The sequence below is a fragment of the Winogradskya humida genome, from assembly GCF_016862215.1.
GTDB classification, from domain to species: Bacteria; Actinomycetota; Actinomycetes; order Mycobacteriales; family Micromonosporaceae; genus Actinoplanes; species Actinoplanes humidus.
Genome location: NZ_BOMN01000050.1, coordinates 1 through 13,067, shown reverse-complemented (window position 1 = coordinate 13,067; position 13,067 = coordinate 1). Strand labels below are relative to the sequence as shown.

The following is a 13,067-nucleotide window of genomic DNA, read 5'->3' as shown; positions in this document are numbered from 1 at the left end:
CATGGCCTAGATGGATGCCACCCGTTCGATCGAGGTAGGCAGGCCGAACACCTTGCGGGACAGCAGGGTCGAGCCGGCGACGGCGGCGGGCATGAGCAGCACCGCGCCGAGCGGGATCAGGAAGCACAGGAAGACCGCGACGCCGAAGCCCAGCGCGAGCGGCCGCCGTTTGCGCAGCTCCTCGCGGCGGTGCTTGAGTCGCTTGCCGCGGCGTTCGAAGGGGACCCCGGTCAGCTCGAGGGCGAGCAGCCAGCCACCGACCGCCGCGCCGATCACCGGGATCACCGTCTGACCCACGACCGGGATGAAACCGGCGAGGAACAGCGGGATGCCGAACGCGATCGACAGGCCGATCAGCCGCAGCGAGTCCGTGAGGCTCCGGCGCAGCGAATGCAGGAGCCGCACCTCGACCTCGTCGGGCACGCCACCGTAGCGACGCTCCACCAGACCGGAGATCTTCTCGTAGAAGGGGTCGCCGATCAGCAGCGTCACCGCGGTGAAGGTCAGGACGCCGAGCAGCCCGGACAGGCCGATCAGCGCGGCACCGGCGACCACCCGGATCAGGTCCCGCCACACCGTGGACCAGCCGTCGGCGAACCAGGTCACCGCCGCGGCCAGGTCGCCGACAAAGGCGATCAGGGCGAACAGGGCACCGGTGTAGAGGACCCCGGCGAGCAGCGCGGGCAGCAGGCCCAGGCCGAGCAGCCGCGGGGAGGCGAGCACCAGACCGAGGCCACGGCCGAGCAGGCCCGCCCCGGTGAAGAAGTCACGGGCGGCGCCGCCGGTCTGCTGGGCCGCGGCTCGGAGCGGAGAGTCGGTCACGGCCCGTGAGACTAGCGCCTCAGGAACAGTCCGCCCAGCCAGGAGGGGGCAGGTTCGGAAGATTCCGACGGCGAGGGCGACCCGCTCGGCTCGCTCGGGGCCACCGAGGTCGGGGTGGGCACCGGCGGTTCGGTCAGCGTCGGTGCCGGTGACGTGGTCTCGGAGGTGGCCGGCGCGGGTGCCGACGGCAGCGCGCTGGGGGCGACACTGGTCGCCACAGGTTCGATCACGGAGACCGGTTCGGACACCGATCGCGGTGATGTGGTGGCCTCGGCCGTGGGGTGGGTGACTCGGACAGGGGCCGCGCCGATGCCACCCGCTCCGCCCGGTTCCGCGCTCACGATCGCCGGCGGGGCCTCCTGGTGACCCAGGGACCAGCCGAGCGCGATCGCGAACGGGAACCCGAGCAGCACGATGCCGAGGAAGACTGATTTCGGGGTGAGCCGCACGCCATTAACACCGCTCGAACCCGCAAAAAGTTACGGCATGTTCAGGAACGTGGAGATTCGGTCCCGCAACTCCTGGCGGTTCGTCCACAGCACGGAGGGCCGGTCGTACACGTGCAGCTGCGCATCGGGCAGGAGCTCGGCGAGCTGCTCCGCCCACGGCACGGGATGCACCTCGTCGCCCTGACAACCGATGATCAGAGCCTTCCCTTTGTACGCCCGGAGCGCCCCGACATCCGCAACAGCCGGCTCCCGCCACAACGTCTCGAGCTCGGGCGCGAGCCCGTCCCGCAGCAGCTGTTCGACCCGGTGACGCAGGTAGCTCCACCCGGTCGGGGTGTCGCGAACAGCGTTGGGTAGCTCCTCCTCGACCGCCCAGGCCACCGCCGCGGCCTCGCCGGACTCGACCGCGGCCAGCAACCGCGTCAACCGCTCCTCGGCGATCTTGGGGCGCACGCCGTCCAGCGGCGCCGGGAGGTAGCAGACGATCCGCTCGAACCGGCCGGGATCCTCGGCGAGCAACCGGCACAGCGCACCCGAGCCCATGCTGACCCCGACGGCCCGGGTCGCCCCCGCGTTGTCGGCGACCGCGCGCAGGTCGGCCGCGAGGTCACCGAAGCTCCACGGCCCGGGCGGCGCCTCGGAGCGGCCGTGACCCCGGAAATGGAAGAAGACCCGGCGGCCGAGGACGGCGCTGCCGAGCGGACGGGTGCCCGAGATGTCGCCGGCGAGCCCGTGGGCGAAGACCGTGACCGGCTCGCCTGTGCCGGTGACCAGCTGCTCGATGCTCGCGCCGCGCGGAGTCTCGATGAGCTGGGTCGGCGGTGCCGGAAGGGTGGGCCGGCCGGTCCGTGGCGCGGAGGGTCCCGGGCCGTGCGCCCGGGGGCCACCGTCCGGGGGTGCCGGGCGGCGGAACCTCACCAGAAGCCCTTGCCGTCCGACAGGTCACGCAGGCCGGGGCGGACATCGAGCAGGTAGATCAGGGCCGCGGCGATGCCGATCAGCCCGAAGATGCCGGTGGCCCCGCCGAGCAGGGTGAGCACCATGCAGACCGCGAGGATCGCGAGCCAGGCACCCTTGGGCAGCGTGCCGATGGCCTGGAACCCGTCGCCGCGCTGGGTGACGCAGTGAATGAAGGCGACGGCCTGCACGACCATCGATCCGATGACAACGAGCACGTCGATGTAGAACTTGACATGGCCATAGAACAGCGGCGCGCTGGAAATCATGTCGACGATTCTATGCCGCGGGCCCCCGCTTTCACGGGGGCCCGCTGATCAAGGTCGTGTCGCCGATTACTCAGCGGCCGGCTTGGTGACGCGCTTGCGGGGCTTGACCGTCGCCGGGGTCGGGCTGACGCCGGGCGCGATCGCGGCGGTCGGCTCCTCGGTGGTCAGCATGTCCGCGTTGACCACGTCGGCGGCGTCGACGACGCCGGTGCCGACAACGCGCTCGCCCCGGGCGACCAGCGAGGTGTAGACCGACACCGCACGCTCTTGAGCCACCTGGGCGAAGGCGACGGCGGACGTGGTGGCCGTGCTGCGCAGCCTGTCGAAGTCGGTCGTGCCGGCCTTCTCCCGCAGCGATCCGGCGGTGGTGGTGGCGGTGTCGTTCGCCGTCTTCAGCGACGCGGCGGCGCGGTCGCTGAGCTCGCTGACCACGGCGGGGAGCTTGCGCAGCTCCTGCCAGGCGAGGTCACCGGCACCGGCGGCGGCGTAGAGCGGGGCAGGGAAACGGGTCTTGGTCTGCTCGGTCACGGTTTCTCCTCGGGCTGAGTGGTCGTGGTCTGCGTCTGCGTCTTCAGGAGCTCCGCCTTGATGGCCGCGTCCTCATCCGGGACCTCGACCTCGCCGGTGGCGGGATCGGGCACCGTGGCGTCGGCATCAGCGGCCGCGGCAGCGTCGTCGGCGGCCTGGCGGGCATTCTCGTTGCGGAACGTCTCGTAGATCTGGGTCAGCGACTGCTTCTGGGCGATCGTCAGATCGGGGTCGACCGCGATCGCCGCGATCACCCCCTGCTGACCTTCCCCGTCGAGAAGGCCGGCGCGCAGGTACATCGCGGGAGTCGACACCCGCAATGCGCTGGCCAGCTGTTGCAGCACCTCGGCGCTGGGCTTGCGCAGCCCCCGCTCGATCTGGCTGAGATAGGGGTTGCTCACCCCGGCCCGGTCGGCCAGCTGCCGCAGCGAGATCTTCGCGGTCTGCCGCAGGTCGCGGATGAACGTCCCGACGTCCTGGGGCAGATCCTTACCGGTGGCCATGAATCGAAGGTAGCGCGGGGTGCTAACTCTTGCAAGCAAAATGCTAGCAAGAGTTAGCGTGAAGCATGTCACCAGGTCGCGCGGACCTCGCCCACCTCGTTGCCGCCGCCCAGCACGGGCACGGCGGCCAGCTGTGTCAGGACCGGCTCGTCCACACCGAGCCTGCGCAGACCCGAGACCAGCACCGGCATCCGCGCCCGCATGGCGCCGTCGGAGATCTTGAGAGCGACCGCACCGACCTCAGGGATCGCCACCACCTGTACGCCCTCCGCGCCGCCCTTCGCCAGCAGCCCCGGCACCCCGCGCATCAGCAGCGTGTCCTCTGCGCCGGTGCCCGCGACCAGCTCCGGATCGGCCCGCATCGTGTCCGCGACCAGCCGCTCGAACGATGTGGGCGGCGCCGCGACCAGCCGCTGGAACCCCCGGGCCAGCGCGGTCAGCGAGAACGCGAAGACCGGCGCGCCACAGCCGTCGATCCCCGTCGCGGCGATCGGCTCACCGACCAGCTCGGTCACCGCCGCGGCGATGGCCGCCTGCAACGGGTGTTTGGCATCCCGGTAATCGTCGAGCGGCCAATCGTTCTCGACACAGGTCGCGAGCATGCCGGCGTGCTTGCCGGAACAGTTCATCCGGATCCGCGACGGCCCACCGCCCTCACGCAGGACCAGGTCGCGCTCGCTGTCCAGCGACGGCAGCGCCTCGGGACAGCGCAGTGCGTCCTCGGTCAGCCCGGCCGTCTCCAGGATCCGGCGGGCCCGCGCCACATGGAACGGCTGGCCGTAATGACTGCCGCTGATCAGGGCAAGATCGGCCGGATCCGCCGTACGCAGACCGCTGCGCAACATCCCGACCGTCTGCAACGGCTTGTTGGACGAACGCGGAAACACCGGCCCGGTTACGTCCCCCGCCGCGGCGACCACCGCACCGGCGGCGTCCAGCACCACCACGGCACCCTCGTGCACACACTCGGTGAACCCCGAACGCACCACCTCGGCAAGAATCATCGGACTGGAACCCCCAGCAGATCGCGCGCCTCGGCTGTGGTCAGCGGCGGACGCTGAGCCAGCTGGGCCAGCCCCACCGCGCGCGCCACGAGCTGCATGTTCGATTCCACGGCACGGCCTTTCGCGTACGTCAGGGTGTCCTCCATGCCGACCCGCAGGTGACCGCCGGCCGAGACCGAGGCGAGCATGACCGGGATGCTGCTGCGCCCGATGCCCGTCGCGGAGAACGTGGTGCCCGCGGGCAGGTCCCGGATCACACGGTGACAGGCGACCAGCGCGTCGGCCGTACCCGGCATCCCGCCCGGAACGCCCATCACCAGATCGACGTGGACGTGCCCGCCCGCCGGCAGCCCGTGCCGGTCGAGCAGCACCTGCAGCGTCGTGAGCTGGCCCAGGTCGAAGATCTCGTACTCGGGGACGATGCCGCGCTCCTGCATCCTGGTGTGCAGGTCGACGATGAACTCCCAGCGGTTCAGGAACACCCCGTCGCCGAAGTTGACCGTGCCCATCGTGCAGGAGGCCATCTCGGGGCCGGCGTCGAGCACCGCCAGCCGGGCGGCCTCCGGGTCGGTCACCGCCCCACCCGAGGACAGCTGCACGATCAGGTCCGTCGACTCGCGCAGGGCGGTCACGGTCGCGCGCAGCCGGCCCTGGTCGAGGGTCGGCTCGGCCGCGTCGTCGCGGATATGGACGTGGACGATCGCGGCGCCGAGCGCCTCGCACTCCTTGGCGGTGGCCACGAGCTCGTCCAGGGTCACCGGCAGCGCGGGTACGGCCGCCTTACTGCTCTCCGCACCGGTAGGCGCGACAGTGATCAGGGTCCCGGTCATAACCGAGATCCTGCCACGGAGATCCGCGCGGCCCACGGTCGATGGCCGCGCCCGCCACGCACAACCGCGTCCGCCGCCCTGGATGGCCCCGTCCGCCGCCCTGGATGGGCACGGTCTCCGCCCTGGATGGGCACGGTCGCCGCCCTGGGCGGGCACGGAGGCCGCCTTGGGCGGGCACGGTCGCCGCCCTGGGCGGGCACGGAGGCCGCCCGGGACGGGCACGGTCGCCGTCAGTCGGCGTCGATGGCTGCGGCTGATTCGCCGACCAGCAGGCTCGCGTCGGGGGCGACGTTGCGCTTCAGCACGGCGAGCGCGACCATGCCGAGCTCGTAGTGACGCACCGCCGTGCCGATGAAGCCCACCGCACGCCCGTCCAGCATGACCTCGGTGCCCTTGGCCGGCGGGTGATCACTGGCGATGCCGTCGAGGTGCAGCAGCTCCAGGCGCCGGGGCGGGCGGCCTAGGTGGTGCACCCGGGCGATCGTCTCCTGCCCGCGGTAACAGCCCTTGTCGAGGTGCACGGCCGGCGCGAGCAACTCCGCCTCGGCCGGAATCGTGCGGTGGTCGGTCTCCCAGCCCAGCCGCGGCATCTTGCGCGCGACGCGCACGGCCTCGTAGGCCCACAACCCAGCCCTGGGCACGTCGGCGAGCTTCCCGAGCACGTCGTCGAGCCGTTCCCGCTGCACCAGCAGGTCAACACCGAGCGGCACGCTCCGGGCGAGCCCCCCGTCGAAGGCCCGCACCTCGTACAGCGCGGTCGGCTCGTTCGGCACGGACCCCGCGGCGAACTTCGGCCCCGGCACGTCGAACACCCGGGGCTCCGCGAGCTCGACGCCGAGCAGCCGGGCAGCGGTCGCCGCAGCCTCTGGGCCGACCAGCGAGAGCACCGCGATCTCACTGGTGGCGTCGCGCGGCTCGACCCTGGTGAAGAACTGCATCATCGTCAGGTATTTGAACAGCCCCGCACCGGCACCGGGCTCGGTGTCGAGCCACGCCGTCGTGCCGTCCTCGGTGACCATCGCGTGCTGCTCGACGTGCCCGTTCGGCGAGAGCACCAGCAGCTCGGTGCCCTGGCCCTCGCGCAGGTCGCTGAGGTGCTGGGTGGTGAGGGTGTGCAGCCAGCTCGCGCGCTCGACACCCGGCACCGCGATGACGTCACGGTTGGAGCGGTCGACGAGGCCGACCGCCGTGTCGAGGGTGCGCTGCTCGCGCATCGGGTCACCGTAGTGCGCGGGCACGCCGATGTCGGCCGACTCCGGCTCGAGATCCTGGATGAGGACGGTGGTCATGAGGGCTCCTCCTTGCAGTCGCCGCAGACGCCGAACAGCGACACGTGGCCCACGTCGACCCGGAAGTTGCGGTCGGCGAGCAGTTTCTCGCTCACCGGCGCCATGATTCCCGGGTCGACCTCGTCGATCGAGCCACAGTTGCGGCAGACGAGGTGGACGTGCTGGTCCTCGCCCGCGGCGTGATAGGTCGGCGAGCCGTGCGAGAGGTGGGTATGACTGACCAGGCCCAGCTCCTCGAGCAGCTCGAGGGTGCGATAGACCGTGGTGATGTTCACTCCGGCGGCGCGCTCACGCACACAGTGATGGATCTGCTCCGGGGTGGCGTGGCCGAGGTCGTGGACCGCCTCCAGGATCAGCTGGCGCTGCGGAGTCAGACGCAGGCCGCGCTCCCGGAGCATCTCGGCAAGGGATGTGGCGGACACGTTACGAGCATAGTTCGCGCGGCGATACCCTCCGCGCTGTGAGCGCACCGATCCTGGTAATTCCTGGTTCCGGCGAGCTGACCGCGACCGACCGCGGGCTGCTCTACGGCGAGGGCGTCTTCGAAACCGTGCACCTGCGCCCGGACGGGCCGTGGGAGCTCGGCCCACATCTGGAGCGTTTGGGCAGGTCAGCGGCGTTGCTCGGGCTCACGGTCCCGGATGGGCTGGCCGATCTGGTGGCCGGGCTCACCCACGAGGACGGCGCCCTGCGGCTCGTGGTCACGCCCGCGACCAGTTTCGCCACGGTTTCCGATGTGCCGCAGATCTCCCGGATCCAGCGCCGGGACGGCATCCGGCTGATCACGCACGACCTGGGACTGACGAAACGGCCGCCGTGGTCACTCTCCAGCGCCAAGACCATCTCGTACGCCGAGAATCTCGCCGCCAAGCGCTGGGCCGAGCTCCAGGGCGCCGACGACCTGCTCTGGCTGACCAGCGACGGGTACGCGCTCGAAGGCCCCACGGCGAGCCTGGTCTGGCTCAGCGGGGACACGTTGTGCACGGTTCCCGCTGAGCCGACCGGGATCCTGCCCGGCACCACGGCGGCGAAGCTGCTTTCGTCGGTTGTCGCGCTTGGCCTGCGTACCGAAGAAAGGATGGTCTCCCTCGACGAGCTGGCGGAAGCCGATGCGATCTGGCTCGTCAGCTCGTTGCGGGGTCTTGCCGAGGCCCGGACGTTGAACGGCTCGGCACGCGCGGCGTCACCCTGGACGCCGCGCCTGCTCGAACTGCTCGGATTTATCCACCGACCCGGATGAGACGGGCGGAGAGGTGCGGGTGCAGCGTCGGGCCGTCGGCCGTGGCCAGCTCCTGCGCATAGAGCAGAGCAGCGTCGACGATGCCGTAGAGGCGGTGCGAGCCGGTGACCGCGAGGCCCGTGGCGGTGTGCCCGACCCCTGCGGTGGCCATCTCCAGCCGGGTGCCGGTCGCCGCGCCCTCGTAGATCTCGATCACGCCGTTCTGCGTGGTCAGCGTGGCTTCCATCTCGTCGGTGGGGCGGCCTTCGGCGTTGAGCACCGGGCGCCAGAAACCGACCTCGCGCTCGCCCATCCCGGTCGGCTTCGAGTCCTCGTCGAGAATCCAGATCCTCGACTCGTACGCAAGGAACGGCCGGCCGTCGTGACTGATCCGCACCTCCTGCGCGAAGTTGAAGTCCTCCGGCTCGGGGAAACCACCCTGACCACGGCCGCGCCACAGCCCGATGAACGGCAGCAGCCCCAGCAGCGCGGGGTGCAGATCCGGGCCTTTACGCAGGTCGTGGGTGTCCTCGAACGGGTACTCCTCGACCGGCGGGGCGTTCATCCAGGGCGGCGGGCCCAGCGGGTTCTCCGTCTCACTGCTCACCAGCGTCCCCTTGTTATGCGCATTGCCAGATAACCCAGCCCACCGGCCAGCGCGCCGATCCCGGCGACCAGCAGGCTCACGTACCCGATCTCAGTAACCATGTCGGAGCCATCCTATGCTGACCCGTATGGCCCGCCTTCTCGTCGTCAAGACCACCGCCGGTGCGGACGCCCCGGAGCGCTGCTCGCAGGCGTTCACGGTCGCGAGCACGGCGGCGGCGTCCGGCATCGACGTGTCGTTCTGGCTCACCGGCGAGTCGGCCTGGTTCGCGCTGCCGGGCCGCGCCGCGGAGTTCGAGTTGCCGCACGCGGCACCCCTGCCGGACCTGATCGACCTGATCCTGGCCAGCGGCAAGGTGACCCTGTGCACGCAGTGCGCCGCCCGCCGCGACATCGGCCCGGCGGACGTGCTGCCAGGCATCCGTATCGCCGGCGCCGCCGTCTTCGTCGAGGAGATCATGTCCGACGGCGCCCAGGCTGTCGTTTACTAACCCAATATCAGGCGCCATTTCTGACCGGCGTCGGCTGCCTGCGTGATGATCGCGCCGTCCGCCGTGGACTGGCCCGAGACCCCGAGCAGCTTGCCGCTGTGCCGGGCGACGATCTTGAAAATGCCCGGACCGGCCCAGGCCAGTCGCCACTGCTGGTTGGTGCCGCCCAGGTAGTCCCACTGGACCACTCGCGCGCCGTCCGCGATTGACGCCCCGCTGACGTCGGCACATTTGCCGGTCAGCGTGCTGACGATCCGGAAATGCCCGGCGCCGGCGTCCTCGAAGCGCCACACGTGATCGGCCGTGCCGGTGGGCGGCCATTGTGTCAGCTGCGCGCCGTTCGCCGACGACATGTCCTGAATGGCGAGGACCTTGCCGCTGTGGACGGCCTCGATTTTGACCGTGCCGTCCGGGACGAACCGCCAATTGTGGTCGGCGGTGCCGTTGTCGCTGAACTGCACGACGTTCGCGGAGTCGGCGGTGGACATGCCGGACACGGCGAGGACCTTGCCGGAGTTCTTATTGCGCAGGCGGGCGTACCCGTCGCCGTTGTCGATGATTTCCCAGAGATGGTCGGCGGTGCCGTTGTCCGCGAACTGCACGACCTGGGCGCTGTCGGTCTGCTGCATCCGGTCGACGCCGAGCACCTTGCCCGAATTGACGCAGCGCAGCCGCACGAAACCGTCGCCGTTGTCGACGATCTGCCACAGGTGATCGGCGGTGCCGCTGTCCGCGAACTGCACCACCCGCGCGCTGTCCTCGAGCGACATCTGGTCGACGCCGAGCACTTTGCCGCTGTGCTGATTCTGGATCCGGAACGCCACCCCCGCCGGCACCCACGGCCGCCCCGCGCCGATCCTCGGAAATGACGTGATCCGCAGCCGGGCCGCACCCATCGGAATGAGCGTCACGGTCTCCACCGGCTCGGCCGAGGGCGTCGGGCTGTCCTGCAACGGCGTCACGATCTGATCGGCATCCGCCGTCCAAGCCGGAATCTTCCGCGCTGTCGTGGTGATGCGGATCGGAACGGTCGCGGGCGTGAACGGGTCCGAGGCATTGCCCAGCCCGGTGGTCACGGCGAAATCCGTGGTCTGGTCGAGGCCGTAGTTCCACGCTGATCCGGGACGCACTTCCTGCGTCGGCCACTCGTCGGTGCCACCGGTCCGCGACCAGTTCTCGGTGATCGCGAGCGAGAAGGTCAGGGCCCCGAAATCGACCGAGACGGAATTGTGGTTGCCGCTCCACGTCCGGGCGCGCGCCCGCATGGGCAGCTTCAGGACGACGCGGTCACCCTCCGACCAGGTCCGGCTGATTTTTCCGTACGCAGGCCCTGGCTGGATGTTGGCGGGTGCTCCGTTGACCGCCGCACTCGGCGCTTCACACCACCCGGGAATGCGCAGATAGAGCGGGAACGCCACCGGGCTCGCCGTGCTCACCGTGTAGGTGATCGTGTCCCCGAACGGATACGCGGTTTCGGCGGCAATGCTGACCGTCGTGTTGCTGTTGACCGCGGCCGTGACCTTTGACGGCCCGTGCAGGTTCGCGACCAGCCCACCGTCCGGGCTCGCGGCCCACATCTCCTCGACGTAGTAGGGCCAGCCCATCCCGTAGTTGTGCGGGCAGCACCGGTAATTGTCGATGCCCAGCATGTACGCCTGCATCGGGAACCCGTTCTGGAACTGCCCCTGACTCCCGGCCCGGTCCAGCAGCGAAACACTGTTCGCACTCGTGATGTAGTGAATCCCGGTCTGCCGATTGTCCAGCGAAGCGGGCAGCGAATTGAACGCCAGCTCCTCGACCCGGTCCCCCCAGACGGCGTCACCGGTGATCCGCGCGAGCATCTCGTGGCTCGCCATGAACTCGACGATCCCGCACGTCTCGAACCCCTGCCGGGGATCCCCGAACCCGCCCCGGGCATTCTCGTCCCCGGCGAACCCACCGCCCGGGAACTGCCCCCACGCATTCATGATCGCCGCATAGTCCTGATAACTGGCCTCCCGGTGCGCGGCCTCCCCGGACAGCACCGAGTAAACGGCCGGCTCCCGGAACCCCTGGGCGAGGTTCACGTTGTGCGGGCTGGGCAGATTGTTCAGGTAGTTCGCCGAGTTCGCGTGAATCTTCCGCGCCAGGTCGAGCAGGAAAGCGTCCCCGGTCCGGTTGTAGGTCCAGAACACCACCTCCAGCGTGTCGGCCCAGCGAAAACTGCCCCAGCTCTGCGAGAAGACACTGGTGGCCTGCGCGTTGACGTACTGGAAGAAACGCGTCAGGAAAGGCAGGACGCGGGCGTCCCCGGTGTATTCCTGAAACCCGCGCACCGCGTGCAGCATCGGCATGTGCGGCCACAGATCCGGGCCGTTGTTCAGGCTGGAACGCAGCCCGTCCGGCCCGAAATAGCCATCCGGCGCCTGCGCAGCGAGCACCCCGTCGATCCAGCGCCGGGTCTCGGCCAGCACCCGCGCGTCGCCGGTCACGTAGCCGAGGCTGCTGAACCCCTTCAGCCAGTACGGAACCTCCTCCCAGCCGCCCAGGCCCGGGTGGATCCAGCCGGTGTTGTCGTACTGCAGGAAGTGCGACACCTCGGCCATCCGCCCGTTGAGGCCGGCGAGCTGGTGACCGAGCTGCGTGGCGAGCCATCCGGTGGCCCGGGTCGAGCCGGGCGCGAGGCGGATGAAGGCGTCGGGCTGCAGCGGGGCGCGATTGACGACGTGTCCGCCCGGAGCTGCCCGCCCAAGGCCGGCCCCCGGCCTGGTGACCGGTTTGGCTCGTTGCTCGGCTGCCGGCTGCGTCATTGCCGCGCCTGCGGGGATGGCGGCGGTTGCGGCCAGAAATTTGCGACGTTCCACAGCAGCCTCCGGGTGGGCCAGGGCGTGCGCTCATGGTGGATTCTGTTCGAATCCTGTTGTTACAGGATCGTAAATCACCCCACCACCGCCGTAAATAGATAGCCGCCGGTCGATGCCCGTTAACTCACCGGCAACTGATCGTGGCAGCAACCCGCGCCACCCCGTCGCCCTCGGTGACCACCACAGAAACCTCCCCGACCCGGTACGCCCACTCACCCGCATCGGCCCGCACCACAACGGCCCCACCGGTGACATCCCGCAACGCCCGCCCCAGATCAGCGGGCCCCTTGACGTCGTCCGCCACAAACGTCCGCGCAACCCGCCCGTCCGGGCACGCCACCTCAACCCCGCTGTAGACCCGCTCACCCTGCAGCGCCGAAAGAGCATCCAGGAACGCATCGGGCACCTCCCCGAGCGGCGGAACCACCGGAGCCGGCGCGTAGTCGACCCCCTCCGAAAGCGGCCGGCACCCCGTGCTCACCGTCACGGTCACCGCCCTCGAGGTATCGGCAACCTCGGAGTCCACCCCCACGAACTCCCCCGCATCGGCATGCAACGCAAACCTCGTGCTCGCCGCGTTGTGCCGCACCCCGGCCCCATACCCCGCAGGCAACCCCTCCGCGATCGACTCCAGCACCCCCGCCGCCTGGTCATCCCGAACCCGCACCACCACATCCCGCGACGCCTCCACCCCACCCCGAACAGGCGTCAGCGAACACCCACGGTCAAACCTCAGAGCCCCCAGCTCCACAGTCCGATCCGGCCCATCAGCAGCAGCCAGAACAGCCCCGGTCACCCGCTCTACCAACGGCAACGCATCACCGATATCCCGCTGCTCAGCCACGGTCGGCGGATCATTCCGCACCGACCACACCACACCCCCCGCCAACACCACCCCCCAAGCCGCCACCAACGCCACCAGCCACCACCGCCGCTTACCCGGCCCAGCCTCCCCCGCCCCCTGCACTTCCACCTGACCAGGCCAAGCAGCCCAAGACTCCGGCAACCCCGACCCCACCCCACCAGGCGCAACCCCCCAAACCCCCGCCTCAGCATCCGCGGGGTTCGCGGGGTTCGCGGGATTCGCGGGATTCGCGGGATTCGCGGGATTCGCGGGATTCGCAGGATTCGCAGGATTCGCAGGGTCTGCGGAGGTCACAGGGTCCGCAGGGTTCGCGGAGGTCACAGGGTCCGCAGGGTTCGCGGAGGTCACAGGGTCCGCAGGGTCCGCGGAGGTCACAGGGCTCGCAGGGTCCG

At 70.1% G+C, this 13,067-nt stretch carries 16 protein-coding genes; 2 read left to right on the top strand and 14 right to left on the bottom strand.

Features of this window, described 5'->3' with window-relative positions; all coding sequences use genetic code 11:
* Positions 1-6: 6 nt before the first annotated feature.
* The 10 genes from Ahu01nite_RS20045 to Ahu01nite_RS20000 form a co-directional block, all read right to left on the bottom strand.
* A complete protein-coding gene (locus Ahu01nite_RS20045) occupies positions 7-822 on the bottom strand; it encodes an EI24 domain-containing protein (protein ID WP_203838099.1) in 816 nt (271 codons plus the stop codon).
* Between the two features lie 11 nt (positions 823-833).
* Positions 834-1,271, bottom strand: a complete 438-nt coding sequence (locus Ahu01nite_RS20040; protein WP_203838098.1) for a RodZ family helix-turn-helix domain-containing protein — start codon at positions 1,269-1,271, stop codon at positions 834-836.
* Between the two features lie 30 nt (positions 1,272-1,301).
* On the bottom strand, positions 1,302-2,189 hold the full coding sequence (locus tag Ahu01nite_RS20035; RefSeq protein ID WP_438874798.1) for an alpha/beta fold hydrolase: 888 nt from the start codon (positions 2,187-2,189) through the stop codon (positions 1,302-1,304).
* A complete protein-coding gene (locus Ahu01nite_RS20030; protein WP_203838097.1) occupies positions 2,186-2,497 on the bottom strand; it encodes a DUF2516 family protein in 312 nt (103 codons plus the stop codon). The genes Ahu01nite_RS20035 and Ahu01nite_RS20030 overlap by 4 nt, the downstream gene beginning before the upstream one ends.
* A gap of 66 nt (positions 2,498-2,563) precedes the next feature.
* Positions 2,564-3,025 carry a hypothetical protein gene (locus Ahu01nite_RS20025; RefSeq protein ID WP_203838096.1) on the bottom strand — a complete coding sequence of 154 codons (462 nt, stop codon included), beginning with the start codon at positions 3,023-3,025 and terminating at the stop codon, positions 2,564-2,566.
* Complete coding sequence (locus Ahu01nite_RS20020; RefSeq protein ID WP_203838095.1) at positions 3,022-3,528, bottom strand: helix-turn-helix domain-containing protein; 507 nt, start codon at positions 3,526-3,528, stop codon at positions 3,022-3,024. The genes Ahu01nite_RS20025 and Ahu01nite_RS20020 overlap by 4 nt, the downstream gene beginning before the upstream one ends.
* A 68-nt stretch (positions 3,529-3,596) precedes the next feature.
* Positions 3,597-4,532: an asparaginase gene (locus Ahu01nite_RS20015; RefSeq protein WP_203838094.1), complete on the bottom strand. Its 936-nt coding sequence runs from the start codon at positions 4,530-4,532 to the stop codon at positions 3,597-3,599.
* On the bottom strand, positions 4,529-5,362 hold the full coding sequence (locus tag Ahu01nite_RS20010; RefSeq protein WP_203838093.1) for a beta-keto acid cleavage family enzyme: 834 nt from the start codon (positions 5,360-5,362) through the stop codon (positions 4,529-4,531). Before Ahu01nite_RS20010 ends, Ahu01nite_RS20015 begins: the two co-directional genes overlap by 4 nt.
* Positions 5,363-5,592: 230 nt before the next feature.
* Positions 5,593-6,651 (bottom strand): CAF17-like 4Fe-4S cluster assembly/insertion protein YgfZ, encoded by a 1,059-nt coding sequence (ygfZ, locus tag Ahu01nite_RS20005; protein WP_203838092.1) that lies wholly within the window; start codon positions 6,649-6,651, stop codon positions 5,593-5,595.
* Positions 6,648-7,049, bottom strand: coding sequence for a Fur family transcriptional regulator (locus Ahu01nite_RS20000; protein WP_203838182.1), 402 nt, complete (start codon positions 7,047-7,049; stop codon positions 6,648-6,650). The genes ygfZ and Ahu01nite_RS20000 overlap by 4 nt, the downstream gene beginning before the upstream one ends.
* A gap of 62 nt (positions 7,050-7,111) precedes the next feature.
* Between Ahu01nite_RS20000 and Ahu01nite_RS19995 the strand changes: the two genes are divergently transcribed.
* A complete protein-coding gene (locus Ahu01nite_RS19995) occupies positions 7,112-7,891 on the top strand; it encodes an aminotransferase class IV (RefSeq protein WP_239158990.1) in 780 nt (259 codons plus the stop codon).
* On the opposite strand, the gene Ahu01nite_RS19990 is transcribed toward Ahu01nite_RS19995, so the two are convergent.
* Both Ahu01nite_RS19990 and mtfM read right to left on the bottom strand, forming a co-directional pair.
* Entirely contained in the window at positions 7,872-8,435 is a 564-nt protein-coding gene (locus tag Ahu01nite_RS19990) for a heme-binding beta-barrel domain-containing protein (RefSeq protein ID WP_203838181.1), read from the bottom strand. The genes Ahu01nite_RS19995 and Ahu01nite_RS19990 overlap by 20 nt on opposite strands.
* Positions 8,436-8,473: 38 nt before the next feature.
* Positions 8,474-8,578, bottom strand: a complete 105-nt coding sequence (gene mtfM, locus Ahu01nite_RS51390; protein ID WP_275411766.1) for a small membrane protein MtfM — start codon at positions 8,576-8,578, stop codon at positions 8,474-8,476.
* 14 nt (positions 8,579-8,592) lie between these two features.
* Between mtfM and Ahu01nite_RS19985 the strand changes: the two genes are divergently transcribed.
* Positions 8,593-8,967, top strand: coding sequence for a DsrE family protein (locus Ahu01nite_RS19985; RefSeq protein WP_203838090.1), 375 nt, complete (start codon positions 8,593-8,595; stop codon positions 8,965-8,967).
* On the opposite strand, the gene Ahu01nite_RS19980 is transcribed toward Ahu01nite_RS19985, so the two are convergent.
* Positions 8,964-11,810 (bottom strand): RICIN domain-containing protein, encoded by a 2,847-nt coding sequence (locus Ahu01nite_RS19980; RefSeq protein ID WP_203838089.1) that lies wholly within the window; start codon positions 11,808-11,810, stop codon positions 8,964-8,966. The genes Ahu01nite_RS19985 and Ahu01nite_RS19980 overlap by 4 nt on opposite strands.
* Positions 11,811-11,934: 124 nt before the next feature.
* On the bottom strand, positions 11,935-12,477 hold the full coding sequence (locus tag Ahu01nite_RS19975) for a hypothetical protein (RefSeq protein ID WP_203838088.1): 543 nt from the start codon (positions 12,475-12,477) through the stop codon (positions 11,935-11,937).
* Between the last annotated feature and the right edge of the window lie 590 nt (positions 12,478-13,067).